The sequence below is a fragment of the Streptomyces sp. P9-A4 genome (assembly GCF_036634195.1).
In the GTDB taxonomy this organism is placed as follows: Bacteria; Actinomycetota; Actinomycetes; order Streptomycetales; family Streptomycetaceae; genus Streptomyces.
The window spans coordinates 543,693-562,318 of sequence record NZ_JAZIFY010000001.1; the positions used below are offsets into that span (position 1 = coordinate 543,693).

17 protein-coding genes are annotated in these 18,626 nt (G+C 73.0%); 12 read left to right on the plus strand and 5 right to left on the minus strand.

Annotated features, from left to right (window positions below):
• Nucleotides 1-399: 399 nt before the first annotated feature.
• From V4Y03_RS02395 to V4Y03_RS02430, 8 genes are all read left to right on the plus strand, one after another.
• Complete coding sequence (locus V4Y03_RS02395; RefSeq protein WP_332433827.1) at nucleotides 400-1,590, plus strand: cytochrome P450; 1,191 nt, start codon at nucleotides 400-402, stop codon at nucleotides 1,588-1,590.
• A gap of 14 nt (nucleotides 1,591-1,604) precedes the next feature.
• The gene (locus V4Y03_RS02400) at nucleotides 1,605-1,841 is read left to right on the plus strand and encodes a ferredoxin (protein WP_317873305.1); all 237 of its coding nucleotides are present in this window, start codon (nucleotides 1,605-1,607) and stop codon (nucleotides 1,839-1,841) included.
• 294 nt (nucleotides 1,842-2,135) lie between these two features.
• A complete protein-coding gene (locus V4Y03_RS02405; protein ID WP_332433828.1) occupies nucleotides 2,136-3,767 on the plus strand; it encodes an ATP-binding protein in 1,632 nt (543 codons plus the stop codon).
• Nucleotides 3,764-4,165: a roadblock/LC7 domain-containing protein gene (locus V4Y03_RS02410; RefSeq protein ID WP_317877780.1), complete on the plus strand. Its 402-nt coding sequence runs from the start codon at nucleotides 3,764-3,766 to the stop codon at nucleotides 4,163-4,165. Before V4Y03_RS02405 ends, V4Y03_RS02410 begins: the two co-directional genes overlap by 4 nt.
• Nucleotides 4,162-4,515 carry a DUF742 domain-containing protein gene (locus V4Y03_RS02415; protein WP_332433829.1) on the plus strand — a complete coding sequence of 118 codons (354 nt, stop codon included), beginning with the start codon at nucleotides 4,162-4,164 and terminating at the stop codon, nucleotides 4,513-4,515. Before V4Y03_RS02410 ends, V4Y03_RS02415 begins: the two co-directional genes overlap by 4 nt.
• A complete protein-coding gene (locus V4Y03_RS02420; RefSeq protein ID WP_332433830.1) occupies nucleotides 4,496-5,125 on the plus strand; it encodes a GTP-binding protein in 630 nt (209 codons plus the stop codon). The genes V4Y03_RS02415 and V4Y03_RS02420 overlap by 20 nt, the downstream gene beginning before the upstream one ends.
• Nucleotides 5,122-6,351: a cytochrome P450 gene (locus tag V4Y03_RS02425; RefSeq protein ID WP_317877777.1), complete on the plus strand. Its 1,230-nt coding sequence runs from the start codon at nucleotides 5,122-5,124 to the stop codon at nucleotides 6,349-6,351. The genes V4Y03_RS02420 and V4Y03_RS02425 overlap by 4 nt, the downstream gene beginning before the upstream one ends.
• Nucleotides 6,348-7,592 carry a cytochrome P450 family protein gene (locus V4Y03_RS02430; RefSeq protein WP_317877776.1) on the plus strand — a complete coding sequence of 415 codons (1,245 nt, stop codon included), beginning with the start codon at nucleotides 6,348-6,350 and terminating at the stop codon, nucleotides 7,590-7,592. Before V4Y03_RS02425 ends, V4Y03_RS02430 begins: the two co-directional genes overlap by 4 nt.
• 30 nt (nucleotides 7,593-7,622) lie before the next feature.
• On the opposite strand, the gene V4Y03_RS02435 is transcribed toward V4Y03_RS02430, so the two are convergent.
• The gene (locus V4Y03_RS02435; RefSeq protein WP_332433831.1) at nucleotides 7,623-9,632 is read right to left on the minus strand and encodes a CASTOR/POLLUX-related putative ion channel; all 2,010 of its coding nucleotides are present in this window, start codon (nucleotides 9,630-9,632) and stop codon (nucleotides 7,623-7,625) included.
• Nucleotides 9,633-9,756: 124 nt separating this feature from the next.
• Here V4Y03_RS02435 and V4Y03_RS02440 point away from each other — a divergent pair, with 124 nt between their 5' ends.
• Nucleotides 9,757-10,398, plus strand: coding sequence for a TetR/AcrR family transcriptional regulator (locus tag V4Y03_RS02440; protein WP_332433832.1), 642 nt, complete (start codon nucleotides 9,757-9,759; stop codon nucleotides 10,396-10,398).
• 143 nt (nucleotides 10,399-10,541) lie between these two features.
• A complete protein-coding gene (locus V4Y03_RS02445; RefSeq protein WP_332433833.1) occupies nucleotides 10,542-12,224 on the plus strand; it encodes an acyl-CoA dehydrogenase family protein in 1,683 nt (560 codons plus the stop codon).
• 34 nt (nucleotides 12,225-12,258) lie between these two features.
• Here the strand turns inward: V4Y03_RS02445 and V4Y03_RS02450 are convergent, their stop codons facing one another.
• From V4Y03_RS02450 to V4Y03_RS02460, 3 genes are all read right to left on the minus strand, one after another.
• A complete protein-coding gene (locus V4Y03_RS02450) occupies nucleotides 12,259-13,173 on the minus strand; it encodes a M56 family metallopeptidase (protein ID WP_332433834.1) in 915 nt (304 codons plus the stop codon).
• On the minus strand, nucleotides 13,170-13,538 hold the full coding sequence (locus tag V4Y03_RS02455) for a BlaI/MecI/CopY family transcriptional regulator (RefSeq protein ID WP_332433835.1): 369 nt from the start codon (nucleotides 13,536-13,538) through the stop codon (nucleotides 13,170-13,172). The genes V4Y03_RS02450 and V4Y03_RS02455 overlap by 4 nt, the downstream gene beginning before the upstream one ends.
• 119 nt (nucleotides 13,539-13,657) lie before the next feature.
• On the minus strand, nucleotides 13,658-14,698 hold the full coding sequence (locus tag V4Y03_RS02460) for a C40 family peptidase (protein WP_332433836.1): 1,041 nt from the start codon (nucleotides 14,696-14,698) through the stop codon (nucleotides 13,658-13,660).
• A 392-nt stretch (nucleotides 14,699-15,090) separates the two neighbouring features.
• Between V4Y03_RS02460 and V4Y03_RS02465 the strand changes: the two genes are divergently transcribed.
• Both V4Y03_RS02465 and V4Y03_RS02470 read left to right on the plus strand, forming a co-directional pair.
• Nucleotides 15,091-15,501 (plus strand): VOC family protein, encoded by a 411-nt coding sequence (locus tag V4Y03_RS02465; protein ID WP_332433837.1) that lies wholly within the window; start codon nucleotides 15,091-15,093, stop codon nucleotides 15,499-15,501.
• Between the two features lie 190 nt (nucleotides 15,502-15,691).
• Nucleotides 15,692-16,804 carry an ABC transporter substrate-binding protein gene (locus V4Y03_RS02470; RefSeq protein WP_332433838.1) on the plus strand — a complete coding sequence of 371 codons (1,113 nt, stop codon included), beginning with the start codon at nucleotides 15,692-15,694 and terminating at the stop codon, nucleotides 16,802-16,804.
• A 154-nt stretch (nucleotides 16,805-16,958) separates the two neighbouring features.
• Here the strand turns inward: V4Y03_RS02470 and V4Y03_RS02475 are convergent, their stop codons facing one another.
• Entirely contained in the window at nucleotides 16,959-18,503 is a 1,545-nt protein-coding gene (locus tag V4Y03_RS02475; RefSeq protein WP_332433839.1) for an alpha/beta hydrolase, read from the minus strand.
• Between the last annotated feature and the right edge of the window lie 123 nt (nucleotides 18,504-18,626).

Here is an 18,626-nt window from a genome sequence, read left to right on the forward strand (position 1 = left end):
GGGGGTCGCGTGGGAGACGCCTCGGAGAGAGCTCCGGGCGCGATCCCGCGATGCGGTCGATCCATGGCGGATCCGCGACGCACTGCTCGGCGAAGAGCCGAAGGAAGCAGGGTCGTCAGAGGCTTGCGCGATCAGCCACCGATCACCGGTGGCCGGCTTCTCTCCGCCTCAGGGCTGGACATGGCGCCCAACATAGCAACGGCCGACGGGCCGTGTCCCCCGCATTCCGGTCGGGCGGGTGGCCGACACCCACGGGTCGGGTCGGTTGGATGGCCGACACCCCACGGGTCCGAACGGGTGGATTGGCCGAACTACGCGTAGACCAGATAGGTGCCTGAGGCATGTAGTGGAGACGGCACCCACGTCAGAGTCACCGATTCGCACCTAGCGAGGCCTCCCATGACGAAAGCCGTTGCGTTCCCGCAGTCCCGGACCTGCCCCTACCACCCCCCGGCCGAGTACCCCCGGCCCGCCGAGGAACGCCCGCTGTCGCGGGTGACGCTCTGGGACGGGCGGCAGGTGTGGCTGGTCACCGGGCACGGAGCCGCCCGCTCGCTCCTCGCGGACCCGCGCCTGTCCACCGACTCCACCCGGCCCGACTTCCCGATGCCGACCGAGCGCGCCGGGACGCTGCGGCGCCGCCGCCGCGCGGCGCTGCTCGGCTGGGACGACCCCGAGCACAACGCCCAGCGCCGGCTGCTCATCCCGAGCTTCACCCTCAAGCGCACGGAAGGCCTGCGGCCCCGCATCCAGGAGACCGTGGACCGGCTGCTGGACGCCGTGGAGGCCCAGGGGCCGCCCACCGAGCTGGTGAGCGCCTTCGCCCTCCCGGTGCCTTCGATCGTCATCTGCGACCTGCTCGGAGTGCCGTACGAGGACCACGACTTCTTCGAGGAGCAGTCGCGGCGGCTGCTGCGCGGGCCGACGGGCGCGGACACCGAGGACGCCCTGGCCCAGCTGGAGGAGTACCTCGGCGCCCTGATCGACCTCAAGCGGGCGAAGCCGGGCGACGGCGTCATCGACGACCTCGTGGCCCAGGGCTCCGGGGACGGCGGCCCCGACCGCCAGGAGCTGGTGCAGCTCGCCACCATCCTGCTGGTCGCCGGGCACGAGACCACGGCGAACATGATCTCCCTCGGTACGTTCACACTGCTGAACCATCCGGAGCGGCTGGCGGAGCTGCGGGCCGATCCCTCTCTCGTCCCCTCCGCCGTCGAGGAGTTGCTGCGGTTCCTGTCGATCGCCGACGGACTCCTGCGGGTCGCGCGCGAGGACATCGACGTCTCAGGGACGGTCATCCGCGCGGGCGAGGGCGTGGCGTTCTCGACCTCGGTCATCAACCGGGACGCCGCCGCCTACGGCGATCCGGACACCCTCGACTGGGCGCGCCCGGCCCGCCACCACGTGGCCTTCGGCTTCGGCATCCACCAGTGCCTCGGCCAGAACCTGGCCCGTGCCGAGCTGGAGATCGCGCTCGGGACGCTGCTGCGCCGGCTGCCGGGGCTGCGTCTCGACGCACCCGCCGAGGAGATCCCGTTCAAGCCGGGCGACACCGTCCAGGGGATGCTCGCGCTTCCCGTCAGCTGGTGAGAGGAGTGCCGCGGATGCGCGTCACGATCGACGGAGACCTCTGTATCGGTGCCGGTCAGTGCGCCCTGACCTCGCCGGGCTTCTTCACCCAGGACGACGACGGCTTCGGGATGGTCGTCCCGGACCGGGAGGACGGCGGCGCCGGGACCGGGTCCGACAGCGACGACACGCTGCTGGACGAGGCCGCCCGCGCCTGCCCCGTACAGGCGATCACGATCCACGATCCGGCCGACGGTCCCGGGACCGCCTGACCCCGGCCGGGGCCTCCGGCTCCCGGCTCCTGTCTCTCTGCTCCCGTCCGACGTACCGGTGCCCGCGCCGGTGCGCCGGGCCCGGGGCGGCCCCACGGAAGGTCAGGAACCCTGCGTCACCTGGCACTTCGGCACGGACCGAACAAGTTCGGACTTTCTTGGGCGCATAGGGGAAACATGTGCCCTGTAATGAATGACGATCCGGTCGACCGAGTTCCGTATTGATCAACAACAGATCTATAGTGCCGACGTTACGACTCCCTTCCCCGTGTGCCTGTCCCGAGAGTCTGGTTGATGTCGGCGTCACCCACCCCTTTCCGCCCTGCCCTGATCGCCTTGTCGCTGACAGCCGCAGCGGGTGGCGCGGTCGCCGCCGCCGCGGCCACCGCGGCACCGGACGGCGTCCGCACCGCGCTCGCCTGGTTCGCCGCCTGCGGCGTCCTTCTGCTCTCCGCGGCGGCCTTCGCCGTCACCTGGTACGGCCGCACTTCACGCACGCTGAGCCGGCGGGTCGAGACCCTGTCCGCCGAGCTCGCCTCGCGAGAGACGTACGCCGCCCAGTCCCGGGCGTCCGCCGCGCGCGAGAACGCCACCCTCAAGGAGCGGTACGAGGAGCGGGCCTCGGCGGCCGAGGCCGCCCACGCGGCCCGTACCGAGGAACTCGTCAGCTCCCACACCGCCAGGACGGCGGCGCTCGCCCGCGAGCGGGCCGCCGACGTCCAGCGGCTCGAAACCCGGCTGCGCCGTGCCGAATCCGGCCGTTCCGCCGCCATGGCCGCCTCGGCCAACGCCGCCGGCCGTATGCAGGCCCTCGCCACCAGCATGCTGGCGGACCTGCGCGAGATGGAGCACCGGCACGCGGACGAGGACGTCCTCACCGACCTCCTCCACCTCGACCACCGCACCGCCCAGGCCGGCCGGCTCGCCGACTCCGTCGCCGTGCTGACCGGAGCCCGCTCCGGCCGCCGCTGGGCCCGCCCGATCGGCATGGAGTCGATCCTGCGCGGCGCCATGGGCCGGATCGGCGGCTACCAGCGGGTGCGGCTGCACTCCAGCAGCGACGCGGCCGTCGCCGGACACGCGGCCGAGGGCGTCATGCACGCCCTGGCCGAACTCATGGACAACGCCGCCAACTTCTCGCCGCCCACCGCCGAGGTCCACATCTACGTGGAAGAGGTCCCGGCCGGCATCATGATCGCCGTCGAGGACAGCGGTCTGGTGATGAGCGACGTACAGCTGCGGCGCGCGGAGGCCGCCGTGGGCTCGGAGGCTCAGGATCTGGCCGGCCTGTCCGGAACCCGACTGGGTCTGGCGGTCGTCGGCCGGCTGGCCCGCAAGCACGGCCTGACCGTGTCGTTCCGCCCCTCGGCACGCGGCGGCACCGGCGCCCTGCTGATGCTGCCCCAGGAACTGATCAGCCGTACGCCGATGGAAGCGCAGGCCGCGCCGACACCCCCGCCGGCTCCCCTCGCGGGCCGTGGGGTGTCCGTGCCCGCGCAGGCCTCCGGCGAGGCACCGGACCGGACCGCCGCCCCCGCGCCGGCCGTCACTCCGGCTCCCGAGCCCGAGACCGTGCACGACAGCGCGGCCGAAGGCACCGGCGAGCACCCTCGGTTCGGTGAGAGCGGTCTGCCGCGCCGCCGTCGTGGCCGGGCCTTGGCCGCCGCGCACCCCGAGGGGCCCGACGCCGCCGCCAAGCCCCGTACGGCGAGCCCGCGCACCGGCGCCGCGGCCGGGGCGGCGACCCGCTTCGGCAGCTTCCGCCAGGCCGTCCGCGCGGCCTCCCAGCCGGAGTCCCCGCAGCAGGAGTCCCCGCAGCCGGACTCCGCCCCGCTGGAGACCTCGCGGCCGGACGCGACCGAGCCGGACGCGACCGACCCCCGTCCCACCCCGAACTCCCCGTCCCCGGAAGGCACCCCGCAATGACCGGCACCACCACCGACGAGAAGCTCAGCTGGCTCCTGGAGGGCCTTCTGGAACGCACCCCGGGCACCCGTCATGCCCTGGTGCTCTCCCGCGACGGCCTCAAGCTCTGCCGTACCGCCGGGCTCTCCGTCGACCAGGCGGACCAGCTCGCGGCCATCGCCGCGGGCATCCAGAGCCTCTCGCACGGCGCCTCCGTGGAGTTCGGTGACGGCACGGGCGGGGTCCGCTCGGCGATGGCCGAGTTCTACGGCGGCATCCTCTTCATCGTGGAGGCCGGCGAGGGCGCCCACCTCGCGCTCGTCGCCGACGAGGACGCCGACGCCGGGCTCGTCGGCCACAACATGTCGGAGCTGGTCGAGCAGTTGGGCGAGCACCTGGTAGCGAGGCCCCGGGGATGAGTCGCGGCAGGCCGGGACGGGACGACTCCCCCGACCGGCTCTACACCCTCACCGGCGGTCGCAGCCGCGCCGGTTCCGACGCCTTCGACCTGGTGACGCTCATCGTCTCCGAGAGCGACCCGGTTCCCGGTATGCAGTCCGAGCACGCCACGATCCTCCGGATGTGCCAGTTCCCCACAGCGGTGGTGGAAGTCGCCGCCGAACTCGGCCTGCCCGTGTCGATCACCCGGATCCTCCTGGCAGACCTGCACGACACAGGCCGGATCCACGTGCGGCATCCCCGCTCGTCGTACCGCCTTCCCGATCACGACATCCTGGAGCAGGTGCTCGTTGGACTCCGTAATCTCTGAACAGCGCCAGACCCTGCACAGCACCGCCGACAACGGACTGAAGATCGTTGTCGTCGGCGGATTCGGCGTCGGCAAGACCACCCTGGTCCGCTCGGTCAGCGAGATCCGTCCGCTGAACACCGAGGAGACGATGACGCAGGCCGGCGAGGGCGTCGACGACACCGTCGGCGTCAGCTCGAAGACGGCCACCACCGTGGCCTTCGACTTCGGCCGGATCTCGCTGGACGCCCACAACGTCCTGTACCTGTTCGGGGCGCCCGGCCAGGAGCGGTTCTGGTTCCTCTGGGACCGGCTGTTCTCCGGGACGCTGGGCGCGGTCGTGCTCGTCGACACGCGCCGGCTCGCCGATTCCTGGTACGCGATCGACCGCCTGGAACACCACGGCACGCCGTTCGTCGTCGCCTGCAACGACTTCGGCGGGACCTCCCACTCCCCCGACCAGATCCGCGAGGCCCTCGACCTCGCCGACGAGGTTCCGCTGGTCCTCTGCGACGCCCGCTCGCGGGAGTCCAGCAAGCAGGTCCTCATCTCGCTCGTCGAGCACCTGCGCACCGTCGTCGCCTCGGCCCCGCGGCCGACGTCCCAGCCGATCCCGGAGCCCACCCCGTGAACCACCCCGAACCCCAGCCCGTCCCCCTCAGCGGGCCCAGGTTCCAGACCGACCCCACGGAGCTGTACCGGCAGATCCGGCGCGAACACGGGGCCGTCGCGCCGGTCGTCCTGGACGGCGGCATACCCGCGTGGCTGGTCCTCGGCTACCGCGAGCTGCACCAGGTCACCAGCGACCCGGTCCTCTTCTCGCGCGACTCCGACCTGTGGCACCAGTGGGACGTCATCCCGGCGGACTGGCCGCTGCTGCCCATGATCGGCCGCAAGCAGCCGTCCATCCTCTACACCGTGGGCGAGCGGCACCGCGAGCGCGCCGCCGTCATCTCCGGGGCACTGGAGGCGATCGACCCGTTCGTGCTGAGGCAGCGGGCCGAGCGCTTCGCCGACGAGCTCATCGACGCGCTGTGCGCCAAGGGGTCCTGCGACATCATCGCCGAGTACGCGATGCTCCTGCCGGTACGGGTCCTCGCCAGCGTCTACGGCTTCGCCGACGAGCAGGGCCCCGCGCTCGTCACCGCCATGAACGACATGATCAACGGCCAGGAGGGGGCGCTGGAGGGCCAGCGCCACCTGGGCGAGTCCATGTTCGCGCTGCTCGCCGCCAAGTCCGCGGCACCCGGCGACGACGTGGCCTCCCGGATGCTCGGCAACACCGCCGGGTTCTCCCTGGAGGAGGTCGCCCAGGACCTCATGGTGATGATGGCCGCGGGCCACCAGCCCACCGCCGACTGGATCGGCAACTCGCTGCGTCTGATGCTCACCGACGACCGCTTCGCGGCCTCGCTCGCGGGCGGCCGGCACAGCGTCGGCGAGGCCATGAACGAGGTCCTCTGGGAGGACACCCCCACCCAGAACGTCGCCGGCCGCTGGGCCTCGCGCGACACCCACCTCGGCGGCCGGAAGATCGGCCAGGGCGATCTGCTGTTGCTCGGGCTGGCCGCGGCCAACTCCGACCCGCACGTGCGCACCGACTCCGGCGCGTTCACCGGCGGCAACAACGCCCACCTCTCCTTCGGTCACGGCGAGCACCGCTGCCCCTTCCCCGCCCAGGAGGTGGCCGAGACCATCGCGAGGACGGGCATCGAGGTGCTGCTCGACCGGCTGCCGGACGTGGACCTCGCGGTGACCGCGGGCGCCCTCTCCCGTCGTCCCTCCCCCTGGCTGCGCGGTCTGACCGCGCTCCCCGTGACCTACACCCCGACACCCGCACTTGGAGCCATCGGATGAGCTGCCCGTACGACCACACCGCCGCCACCGGCGCCGAGGCCATCACCCTGGACCCGTTCGTCAGCGACCTGGACGGCGAAGGCGCCCGGCTGCGCGCCGCCGGCCCGCTGGCCCGTGTCGTGCTGCCCGGTGGGGTGCCCTGCTGGGCCGTCACCCACCACGCCGAGGCCCGGCGGCTGCTGACCGACTCCCGGCTCGTCAAGGACATCGGTGTCTGGGGTGCCTGGCAGCGCGGCGAGATACCGATGGACTGGCCGCTGATCGGCCTGGCCAACCCCGGCAGGTCCATGCTGACCGTGGACGGCGAGGAGCACCGGCGGCTGCGCACCCTGGTCGCACAGGCGCTGACCGCGCGTCGGGTGGAGCGGCTGCGCGAGGGCATCGAGGCGCTCACCGGGGGCATGCTGGACCGGCTGGCCGAGCGTCCGGCCGGCGAGACCGTGGATCTGAAGGCGGAGTTCGCTTTCCCGCTGCCCATGAACGTGGTGTGCGAGCTGATGGGCGTCGACACGGCCGACCAGCCCCGGCTGAAGGCGCTCTTCGACAAGTTCTTCTCGACGCAGACGCCTCCGGAGGAGGTGCCGCAGATGATGGCGGACCTGGGCGCCCTCTTCGCCGGGATCGTGGCGGCCAAGACGGAGCAGCCCGGCGACGACCTCACCAGCGCGCTGATCGAGGCCTCGGAGGGCGGCGACCGGCTCAGCACGGAGGAGATCACCAACACCCTCCAGCTGATGGTGGCGGCCGGGCACGAGACGACCATCAGCCTGATCGTCAACGCCGTCGTCGCCCTGGAGACCCACCCCGAGCAGCGGGCCCTGGTCCTCAAGGGCGAGGTGCCGTGGGAGAACGTCATCGAGGAGACCCTGCGCTGGTCGACGCCCACCTCGCACGTACTCATCCGGTTCGCCGCCGAGGACATCGAGGTCGGCGACCGGGTGCTGCCGAAGGGGGAGGCCCTCATCGTGTCCTTCGGCGCGATCGGCCGGGACGAGGAGCAGTTCGGTCCGACGGCGGGCGACTTCGACGTGACCCGTACGCCGAACCGTCACATCTCCTTCGGTCACGGCCCGCACGTGTGCCCCGGCGCGGCGCTGTCCCGTCTGGAGGCGTCGGTGGCGCTGCCCGCGCTGTACGCGAGGTTCCCGGAGCTGCGGCTCGCGGTGCCGCGCGAGGAGCTGCGCAACAAGCCCGTCGTCACGCAGAACGACCTCTTCGACCTGCCGGTCGTTCTGGGCTGACGGACTGCCCGGCCCCGGATCGCGGACGGGTCACTCCTCCTGCTCCAGGACCACGATCTCGTCCTCCTGGTGCCAGTGCCGGACCTGTGACTTCGGCGGGTTGACGCACACGCCGTGGGCGGGGCCGCGGGCGCGGTAGCCGATGGCGCACGCGCCCTGGCGGGCGGCCGATTCGACGACGGTCGCGAAGGAGACCTCGCGGCCCGTCTCGATGTAGCGGCCCGCCAGGTGGATACGGAGGGTGCTCCCTCCTTCGGCGAAGAGCTCCTGGAACACCGCGGCCAGCCGCGGGTTCTGGGAGATCTGCGTCATCAGGAGTCCGATCAACCTGCCGCTGACCACGAAGTCGGCGCCGGGGGCATGGGGGGCGATCAGCCGGTTGCGGTCGTCGGCCATCTCGGTGACGACGGGAACGCACGGGCTCTCCACCCCGGCCGCCGCCCGCTCGCGTTCGCGTGCCCGCAGGTGGAGGAGGGTGACGAGGGTCCGGTCGTCCGGATCGTCGTGACCGGGCCGGGGGTCGGCGGCCAGGACGATCACGGCGTCGTGTCCGGCGGGGTCCAGCGCGTCCGTCGTCTCGCGCAGGGTCGGGTCACCGGGGTGGTGGCGTACGAACAGACGGTGGCCGAGGGCCTGCGTGAGGTCCCGGATGCCGGAGACGGTGGCGGCGCGCGCCTCGGCCACGACGTCGAGCACGGAGCCGGGTGGGGTACGCCGGGACAGCGCGTCGGCGATCCGGTGGGCCCGCCGGTTCCAGCCCAGCAGGAGAAAGCGCTCGGGGGCCTCGGCCCGGCCGGTCGGCGCGGGACCCGCCGCACGGATCGCCGTGGGGTCGTACGGGTGCGGTGCGGCGGTCCAGTACGTCGCGTCCTGGTGCTCGGCGATCACGATCAGGGCGTCGCCCTCCAGGACGGGGGTCCGGGCCGGCGGGTTGAGTGACACGCTTCCGTCCTCGTGGGCGATGCCGACGACGGCCGACACCGGGGAGAAGGCGGCGGCCTCGTGGAAGGTCAGGCCGAACAGACCGGGCTCGCGCACCGTGTAGAACTCGTGCCCGGCGAAGTCCAGCAACTCCTGATGGACGAGGGAGAGTCCGGGCTGCCGCGCGCACTGGACGAGGAGCCGCGCGGAGAGGTCGTCCGTGTCCAGGACGGTGGCCCGGGGGCCGCCGGCCAGCCGGGCGGCGCCCAGGTAGCGCTCGCCTCGTACGGCCGCGACGACCCGCACCGGGTGTTCCTCTCCCACGGCCGCCGTGAGGGAGAGCAGTGTCTTGACGACCTCGGCGTCGTCGCCGGGGCTGTCCCTGGGCAGTACGAGCACGCACTCCGCCGTCGCCGGGCTCACCCGGGCGAGCGCGACGGGGTCGGTGGGACGGCCGCTGCGGCAGAGGAGCCGGGTACGGCCGACCGGGCCGACGGTGGCGCGGAACTCGTCCTCCATGTCTGCCTTGCCCCGGTCGGCGAGCACCGTGACGACTCCCCGGCGCCGTTGGGCGTGGGCGGCGACGAGTTCGGCGACGACGGTGGGGATCTGTTCCGACCAGCCGAGCACGACGGTGTGGCCGCTCTCCACGACTCTGGCGTGTCCCCGGTCGAGGGCGAGCAGCTTGTCGGTGATGCCGGTGGTGATGAGGCTGACCAGGGTGGAGACGTAGAAGAGCGCGATGAGGGCGAGGAGGACCGACAGGGCGACGCGCAGCGGGGGCCCGACCTCGCCGCCGAGCCGCAGGGTCTGTCCCGTGTTCCGCCACACGGCGGCGATCCTCGCGCTGGGGGTGGTGGGGGCGCGGTGGTCGGTCCACACAAGGAGCGCGCTCACGGGCACGACGAGGGCGAGGCAGGCGAGGGCGAGCCAGCCGACGAGGGCGGGGGTTCCGCGGCTGAGGGTGGTGTCGAACCAGTAGCGGAGACGGGCCTCGACGGGCCCGCTCCGGTGGAGGGGGAGCCCCCGGGGCACGGGCGGGACCACGGCCCGGCCGGTCGTCGGTCCCGGTGCGGCGTTCCGCTGGGCGGGAACCACCTTGCTGCCTTGTCTGCGCACGTCAGAAGCGTGGCGTCCCGTTCTGTCCGGCGGAGCGCCATCGCGGCACATTCATCCCTTCGGGATCGAACGACTCGGTTCCGGGGGCTGGAACGAAGAGCTGAATGGTGGTTCACTTCTTTGTATGGCCTATCGGAAGACCCCCGCGGAACTCGAACGGCTGGAGGCCGCCCGTGAGCGCCTGGTCGACCAGGCCACCCAGGTCGTGGCCGAGGTCGGCTGGGCGAACGCCTCGGTCACCGCCGTCGCCGCCGCCGCGGGCATCGCGGCCGGCTCCGTCTACCAGCACTTCCCCTCCAAGGCCGCCCTGGCCGTGGAGGTCTTCCGCCGCGCGTCCGGCCGCGAGGCCGAGGTGCTGAGCGAGGTCCTCCACGGGGACGGCGATCCGGTCGAGCGGCTGACCGACGGCGTACGGGTCTTCGCCCGGCGCGCCCTGGAACGCCCCGGACTGGCCTACGCCCTGCTCGCGGCGCCCGCCGAACCCGCCCTGGGGGCCGAGCGCCTGGAGTTCCGGCGGCGCTACCACGAGCTGTTCGCCGAGGTCGTCCGCGAGGGCACGGCCGCCGGGCTGCTGCCCCCGCAGGACGCCCGCGTCACCGCCGCCGCGCTGACCGGCGCCGTCGGCGAGGTGCTCGTCGACCCGCTCGGCGCGCCCGTCGAGGGGGCCGACGGCGGCGCCGACCTCGCCGTCGACGAGCTGCTCACCGAACTCACCGCGATGACTCTGCGCTGCACCGGCGCCCACCCGGCCGACCCGCCCCGCTGACCCCGCGCCGCCGACCCGGCCGGGCTGTCCCCCGTACCACACCGCACCGCACCGCAAGCCGGACCCGCACGAAGGACCCGCCCCACCGCATCGCACCCGCACCCGTCCCGCCGACCCGTCCCGCCGACCAGGAGGAGCCCGCCATGACCGCGACCGCCGGAGTGCCGCCGCTGCGCAGCAACCCCACCGCGCACACCCACGACGTCACCAACCAGGCCCCGCCCCTCGTCGGCCACGACATCGCCGACGACCCCGTCCTGCTGGAGGGCGTACGCCGGGAGGGCGCCGAGTGGTACCTCGACGACCTGCACCGGATCGGCCGCCGCGCCGGCAGCGAGGAGGTCCAGCGGTGGGCGGAGGAGGCCAACCGCCACGAACCCGAGCTGCGCACCCACGACCGCTACGGCAACCGCGTCGACGAGGTCGACTTCCACCCCGCCTACCACTCCCTGATGGACGTCGCGATCGGCGAGGGCCTCGGCGGCGCCCCCTGGGCCGACGACCGGCCCGGCGCCCATGTGGCCCGCGCCGCCGGGTTCATGGTGTGGAGCACCACGGAGGCGGGCCACGGCTGCCCGGTGTCCATGACGTACGCCGTCGTCCCGGCCCTCCGCTCCGCCCCGGCGCTCGCCAAGGAGTACGAACCCCTGCTCACCAGCCGGGTGTACGACCCCGGGCTGCGCGCCCCGGCCGGCAAGCGGGGCCTGCTCGCGGGGATGGGCATGACGGAGAAGCAGGGCGGTACGGACGTCCGTACCAACACCACCACGGCGGTGGAGGCGGCGGACGGCACCTGGCGGCTGCGCGGCCACAAGTGGTTCACCAGCGCCCCGATGAACGATCTCTTCCTCGTCCTGGCGCAGGCGCCCGGCGGCCTGTCCTGCTTCCTCGTCCCCCGGGTGCTCCCCGACGGCAGCCGCAACACCTTCCGGATCCAGCGCCTCAAGGACAAGCTCGGCAACCGCAGCAACGCAAGCAGCGAGCCGGAGTTCGACGACACCGTCGCCTGGCCGGTCGGCGCCGAGGGCCAGGGCGTGCGGACGATCATCGACATGGTCACCATGACCCGCCTCGACTGCATCCTCGGCTCGGCCTCGGGCACCCGCGCCGCGCTCGCGCAGGCCGCCCACCACATCCGGCACCGTTCGGTGCTCGGGGCGAAGCTCATCGACCAGCCGCTGATGCGCAATGTCATCGCCGATCTGGGCGTCGAGTCGGAGGCCGCGACCACCCTGGCCCTGCGGATCGCCGGCGCGGCGGACCGCGCGCAGCGCGGCGACGCGGGTGAGCGCGCGTTCCTGCGCCTGGCCACCTCCGTGGGCAAGTACTGGGTGTGCAAGCGCCAGCCCGCCGCCGTGGCCGAGGCGCTCGAATGCCTGGGCGGCAACGGCTACGACGAGGCGTCCGGCATGCCCCGCCTCTACCGCGAGGCCCCGCTGAACGGGATCTGGGAGGGCTCCGGCAACGTCAACGCCCTCGACGTCCTGCGGGCGTTGACCCGCGAACCGGATTCCCTGGAGGCCTTCCGTACGGAGGTCGAGGCCGCCGCCGGCGCCGACGCACGACTGGACGCCGCCTGGCGCGAACTGCGCGGCGAACTCGTCCTCACCGAGGACGCCCAGCTGCGCGCCCGCCGCCTGGTGGAGCGCCTGGCGCTCGTCCTGCAGGGCTCGCTCCTCGTCCGGCACGCGCCGCACGCGGTGGCCGACGCCTTCTGCGCCTCCCGCCTGGCGGGCGACCGGGGGCTGGCCTTCGGCACGCTTCCGGCCCGTTCGGACCTCGGCGGGATCATCGCCCGGCTGCCGGCGGGGACGCCGACGGCCTGAGCGGGTCGGGTGCCGGCGGGGCGGGGCCGCCCGCTCAGACGCCCGGCGGGCAGGCGGCCAGTACCGGCAGCAGCGGAACGGCGAGCGTGGCCGCCGCCATCGAGCCCCGCAGCACGGGGTGCGGGGCTCTGCGGGGGCCGAGCAGACGCTTCATCCGGAGGAGCGCCGTCGAGCCGCCCGCGGCGAACGCGCCCGCGGGCGTCCGGCCTGCGGCCATCTCGAACAGCGCCGTCGCGAGCGCCTGCCGCGAGTGGCTCCGCAGCGCCCGGTCGTCGGCGATCATCTCCAGCAGCACCGGGATCTCGGCACGCGCGTGCCGGGCCAGCGGCAGCCACGGGAACACGGTGGAGAACGCCTCCACGGCCGCGATCAGCAGATGGTGGCGGCCGGATACGTGCGCGCGCTCGTGTTCCAGGACGGCGCCGAGCTGCTCGTCCGTGAGGAGCCGCACCGCCGAGTCGCTGACGACGACCCGGGAGCGGAGGCCCGGGAGGGAGTACGCGACGGGAACGCGGTGCGCGAACACCGTCGCGCGCAGACGGTCGGAGCGTACTCCCACCTTGTCGAGCCGGTCGCGGTGGCGGGCGCGGAAGCGTCCGGCGCGGGCGAGGTGGTAGAAGAACGCGCCGCCGTAGGCGGCCAGGACCGCGAGGGGCATCGTCAGGGCGAGACGATCGGCGGTCGTGGGGCTGGGGTCCGGCCCTTCCGTCCCCTCCCCCAGGCCGCAGGCGTGCAGCAGCTGCACGATCCCCGCGTGCAGGTGCTCCGTCGGCGTCGCCAGCTGGGAGGCGGCGAGGGCGGTGGTGAGGGTGAACGACATCATGAGCGCGATCCACAGGGCGGCGCCGAGCGCGGGTGCCCCGTACGGTACGGCGCTGCGTGCCATCAGCCGGGGGGCGGCGACGCCCACGATCGCGGCGCAGCCCAGGAGCGCGGGGGCGGCGTTCAATCCTTCGCCCGTCGTTCCACGTCCCGAAGGGCCTTGCGGAGCGCGGCGATCTCGTCCTCGTCGAGGTTCTCCACGAAGTGGACGAGGGCCGCGGGCCGGTCCTCGCTGGCGCCGAGGCCGTCCTCCATGAGGGCGGCCGAGTACGCCTCGCGGGTCGCGACGGCCTCGTACAGCCAGACCCGTCCCTCCCTGGTACGCGTGAGGTGGCCCTTGTGGAAGAGGATGCTGGTGACGGTGGTGACGGTCGTGTACGCCGCGTCCCGCTGCCGGTTGAGGTCGTCGACGACCTCGCGCACGGTGGCCGGGCGGTTCCATCTCCAGAAGCGGTCCATGATCTCCGCTTCGAGCTCCCCCAGCCGACGCATGGGTTGCTTCCTCTCCACTGGGCTCGTCCTCGTTCGGCCCTCATGGTAAACGGCCAGCTCACGGTGGCACCGGCCGCTGTACCCCGCCGAAGCGACCGAGCCGGCGGGGGCGGGAGAGGTCAGCCGATGCGGACGCCCCACATGAAGGGCATGCCGCTGCGGGCGATCGACTCGTAGCGCACCTTCGCACCGGGCTTGGGCGAGTGGAGGATCTGTCCGTTGCCCGCGTAGAAGCCGACGTGGCTCAGGTCGGTCCGCATGATGATCAGGTCCCCTGGCTTGAGGTCGCCGAGGGAGTTGATGCGCGTACCGACATTCGCCTGGGCCTGTGAGGTACGGGGGATGGACACGTCGGCCTGGCGGAAGGCCCAGGAGGTGAGCCCGGAGCAGTCGAAGGAGCTCGGGCCGCTCGCGCCCCAGACGTACGGCAGCCCGACCCGGCCCTGAGCGGCGGCGAAGGCCGCGGCGGCGCGCTGCGAGGCGCTCGCCTCGCTCCCGAGGTCGACGCGTTCACCGGCGCGGTTAGCACGGTCCTCCGCCTCGTCGATCCGCGCCCGCTCCTTCGCGGACAGGGTGTTGAGCAGGCGTCGGGCCTCGCTCAGCTTGCCCTGGATCTCCCTCTTCCGGTTCCCCAGGTCCTTCTGTACGGCGTCGAGGTCGCGCAGCTTGCCCGAGGCCTCCTGGCGCTGCTGCTGGAGCGCGCGCTGCCGGGAGAGGAACTGCTGCAGGACGGCCGTCTGCCGCTCGCCTACGCGGTCGAGGGCGAAAGCCTTCTCCAGATAGGTGTCGGGAGCCTCGGAGAGGAAGAGCTGTATGGAGGGGTCGATTCCGCCGGACCGGTACTGACCGGCCGCCAGGCCGCCGATCCGCTGGCGGAGTTCGTTGAGTTCGCCCTGCTTGCGGGCGGCCTCGTCCTGCACGACCGCGATCTGCTTCTTGAGCCGGTCCGCCCTCTCCTTGGCCCCGTTGTACTTCTCGGTGGCCTGGGTGGCCTGCTCGTAGAGGCGGTCCACCTGGGCCTCCACGCCCTTCTTGTTCGGGTCGGGCAGCGGGTCGGCCGAAGCGGACTGCGTGCCGAACGCCACGGCCGCCGCCGTGGCCACGGTGAGGACGCCGGTGCATCGCGGACCGGACTGCTTCGGGCGGCGGTGGGAAGCCACGGTGGAGCTCCTTCTTCCTCGTCCGCCTTGCCGGGTCCGTACGGTGCCCCGGGGTCCGCGCGGGGACAGCGCGCACGGCGGTGCCCTCGGCGCCGCCCCGGACGGGCGACCGGCTGAGCGAAGGCTCCGCGAATACTAATCTGCTTAGAGGATTAGAAACAACGACCGTCGGGCCGCGAGGGCGGGATGGGGGCTTGGGCCTGGGGCCCGGGGCCGGGGGCCCGGGGCCGGGGGCCGGGCCGGACGCGAAACGGAGGCCGGGCGGGACGGGAGCCGGGAGTCGGCCGCCCAGCCGGGTGACCACACCGCTCGGACGATCCGGGGTCACCCCCGCCCCACGCGGCCGGACGTACGCTGCCGACTCTGACCATTCGTCACGAAAGGAGCGTTTTGTGGCCTCCCGTCTCAACCCGTACATCACCTTCACCGGTGAAGCGAAGCAAGCCATGGAGTTCTACAAGGAAGTCCTGGGCGGCAACCTGACCCTCAACACCTACGGCTCGTTCGGAGCGAAGACACCGCCCGGTTACGCGGACAAGGTCATGCACGGCCTGCTGGAGACCTCCGCCGGATTCACGCTGATGGGCGCCGACAACCCGCCGGGGATGGAGAACAACCCCGGCAACAACTTCGCGGTGAGCCTCAGCGGCGACGAGGCGGCCGAACTGCGCGGCTACTGGGACAAGCTGTCCGCCGACGGTGCCGTGTCGGTGCCGCTGGAGAAGCAGATGTGGGGCGACGTGTTCGGCATGTGCACGGACAAGTTCGGCATCACATGGATGGTCAACATCAGCGAGCAGTGACCTCATCGCGGCACACCGACGCGTCGGCCCGAGCAGTACGGCCGGCGCGTTGCCCATGCCCGGGGAGCCGGGGCCGCGGCCGGGGCCGGCGCCGTCAGCTCGGCTACTCTCGGCGCCATCTGACGTTCGTTCGATGATCCGGACATACGTCCGATCACCCACCCCAACGTCGCTCGGGAGACTCCGGCCCATGACCACGCCCCCATCGCCGCCTGCATCCACACGGGCCGCCGAACCGGCCGTCCTGATCGGCGCACTGGTTCCGCTGACCCGGCCCGGCTGGGTCACGGCGGGGCGGCAGCTGCTCGCCGGCCTCGAACTGGCCGTCGAGGACGTCAACAACTCCGGCGGGATCGGCAGAAGGCCGCTGGAGCTGGTAGTCAGGGACACCGCGGCCGACCCGGAGAAGGCCTTGGCCGCCGTCGACGAGCTGGCCCACCTGGGGGTGGCCGCCCTGGCGGGCGAGTACCACAGCGTCGTCGCCCGCACCGCCGCCACCAGGGCCGACGCCCTCGGTCTGCCGTACCTCTGCTCGTCGGCGGTGCTCGACGCGCTCACCGAACGGCCGACGGCACGGGTCGCGCGCATCGCCCCCGCGCAGTCCCACGGCTGGCGGATCTACGCGGACTTCCTGCTCGAAGCGGGCCACCGGCACATAGCCGTGGCGGCCGACCCGAGCGTCTACTGGGCATCGGGGGCCCGCATCCTGCGCGACCGTCTCGCGCCTCGCGGCGGCGACGTCACCGAACTCGACACGCGCACGCTCACCCCCACGGCGCTGTGCGACGCCCTCGTCGACAGCGGCGCGACCGCCCTCCTCCTCCTGGTCGGCCACCCGGAGCCGGCGGTGCCGATCGTCAGGGCGGTCCGCCGGGACCGCCGCCTCGCCGACATCCTGATCGGCGCGCCGGCCGGGCAGCCGGAGTTCGCCGAGTGGGCGGCGCTGCTGGGCGACGACGGCGCCGCCATCCCGTTCCTGCGCTACCTGCCCGAACGCCCGGGCCCCCTCGGCACGCGCGTGGCGGCGACCCTCCGCGAACGGCTTGCCGAGGCACCCTCCTTCGTCGCCTTCGAGGGCTACGACACGATCACGGTCCTCGCGGACGTACTGCGCTCCCACGGCGTGGACCGGTCCCGCATCGCCGAGTCCTGGCCACACGTGGCCGTCGAAGGCACCCGCGGCCAGATCCGCTTCTCCCGCCCGCCGGGCATCGACGTCCTGCAGTGGGCCTGGCCGCCCGTGCAGGTCGTGGACCGCGACCCGTCGGCACCCGACCGCTTCCGAATCCTCCACACCGGCTGACGCGCCGGCCCGCTCGGGGCGCCGGATCAGGGCCCACCGGACGAGCCGGGCGTCATGGAGGGCGACGCCCGCCCCGCCGGAGGCCGAGGCCGTCGCAGCGGCCGTTACCGAGGCAGCTACCGAGGCCCAGGCCGTTGCCGAGGCAGGCTCGATGTCAGCCTCGCGCCTCGCAGGTGAGGTCGTACGCGGGAAGCCTGCCCGTGTTCAGGTAGGCGTTGACGCGCGCGTCCACGCAGGCGTTGCCGTACTCGCCGTACAGGCCGTGCTGGCGGGCGCCCTTCACCGTGAGCAGGCGGGAGCTCGGCCATTGCTCGCGTATGGTCCGGGCACTGGCGTAGACGGTGCGGGGGTCGCCGGTGGCGGCCACGAGCAGGGCCGGGACGTCGTTGTCGAGCACCGTCGGCGGCTCCGCCGGCCGGTCCCAGAACTCGCAGGAGGTGATGTTGACGGCCAGCGGCCCTGCGAGGGGGTACCGCTCGCGCGACTCCTCGACCGCACGCCAATAGGCGGCGGCACCGCGCCGCTCGGCCACGTCGCCACAGATGATCGCGGTCATCTGGCTCGCGGGAGCGGAGCCCGCCGAGGTCAGCAGGAACTCCAGCTGCCCCGCGAACTCTTGGGACGGCTCGACCGGCTCCCTGTCCGCGGCACGCGCGAGGAGGCCGACGGTCGCGGCCAGGTCGGCGCGCCGTACGTCGAGGTCGCTGCCGAGGCCGCCGATGAGGACGGCGGGGAGGACGTGCTCGTCCAGGAGGTACGCCTTCCCTATCCGTAGCGGCTCCTCTTCGGCGGCGGCGAGGATCCGGTCGACCGTCGCCAGGACCTCGGCACGTGTGGCACCCAGCCCGTAGGTGCCGTGCCGCGCGGCAGCCCACGACGCCCACGCGCGCAGGGCCCCCTCGTTGGCCGCCTCGGCGCCGTGCAGCAGCGCCGTACCGTAGCGGTCCGGGGACATCACGCCGTCGAGCACCATGCGGTCGGTGCGGCCGGGGAAGAGCTGCGAGTAGACCTCGCCGAGGTAACTGCCGTAGGAGTAACCGAGGTAGGAGAGGGTGTCCGCGCCGAGGGCGGCGCGGATGACGTCCATGTCGCGGGCGGTGTTGCGGGTGGTGACGTACGGCAGCACATCGCCGTGGGCGCGCTCGCACCGCCCGGCCAGGTCACGCGCGAGGGCGACTTCCTCGCGGTACGCCGCCCGGTCGGCGCCCGCGGAGCGCATGGGGGCCGAGCCGATGTCCCAGCCACAGTCCAGCGGGGTGCTCCGGCCGACGAAGCGCGGGTCCATGCCGATCAGGTCGTAGCGGTCGGCGACCTCCCCCATCACCTTCGACACGGACAGCGGCATGTGGAGGCCGGCGCCGGCCGGTCCCCCGTCGTTGAGCAGCAGCGGGCCGACGCGGTGCTCGGTGTCGGTGGCCTTCAGGCGGGACACGGCGACGGAGATCGTACGGCCGCCGGGGTCGGCGTAGTCGAGCGGCACGGTGATGTCGCCGCAGTCGGCGCCCGCGGCGTCCAGCGCCCGGCCGACCTCGTCGTCCGCGCCGAGGGCGCAGGCGTGCCAGTCGACGTGCCGGCCGTGGAACCGGGCTAACGGGTCCGGATCGACGGCGACTGCGGTAGTGGTGGTGGCCATCGTGGTGGTGGCGGCGAGTACGGCCGCGCAGAGAGCGAAGGTCTTGATGTGTCGGAATCGTGGCATGCCTCCACGCTAGGAGCGGCGGACGCCTCGGCGCACTCCGGGAGATCCCGGAAACGTGCTGGGGTCGCCCCCTAGGGCCTGTCGTCACACTCCCGTCGTCCCCCGCAGGCGGGAGTGTGACGA

Coding starts and splice junctions, on each gene's coding strand:
- V4Y03_RS02445 (WP_332433833.1), top strand. CDS start 10,542: ATGACCGCGACCGCCGGAGTGCCGCCGCTGCGCAGCAACCCCACCGCG.
- V4Y03_RS02430 (WP_317877776.1), top strand. CDS start 6,348: ATGAGCTGCCCGTACGACCACACCGCCGCCACCGGCGCCGAGGCCATC.
- V4Y03_RS02400 (WP_317873305.1), top strand. CDS start 1,605: ATGCGCGTCACGATCGACGGAGACCTCTGTATCGGTGCCGGTCAGTGC.
- V4Y03_RS02405 (WP_332433828.1), top strand. CDS start 2,136: ATGTCGGCGTCACCCACCCCTTTCCGCCCTGCCCTGATCGCCTTGTCG.
- V4Y03_RS02470 (WP_332433838.1), top strand. CDS start 15,692: ATGACCACGCCCCCATCGCCGCCTGCATCCACACGGGCCGCCGAACCG.
- V4Y03_RS02440 (WP_332433832.1), top strand. CDS start 9,757: ATGGCCTATCGGAAGACCCCCGCGGAACTCGAACGGCTGGAGGCCGCC.
- V4Y03_RS02410 (WP_317877780.1), top strand. CDS start 3,764: ATGACCGGCACCACCACCGACGAGAAGCTCAGCTGGCTCCTGGAGGGC.
- V4Y03_RS02475 (WP_332433839.1), bottom strand. CDS start 18,503: ATGCCACGATTCCGACACATCAAGACCTTCGCTCTCTGCGCGGCCGTA.
- V4Y03_RS02395 (WP_332433827.1), top strand. CDS start 400: ATGACGAAAGCCGTTGCGTTCCCGCAGTCCCGGACCTGCCCCTACCAC.
- V4Y03_RS02415 (WP_332433829.1), top strand. CDS start 4,162: ATGAGTCGCGGCAGGCCGGGACGGGACGACTCCCCCGACCGGCTCTAC.
- V4Y03_RS02455 (WP_332433835.1), bottom strand. CDS start 13,538: ATGCGTCGGCTGGGGGAGCTCGAAGCGGAGATCATGGACCGCTTCTGG.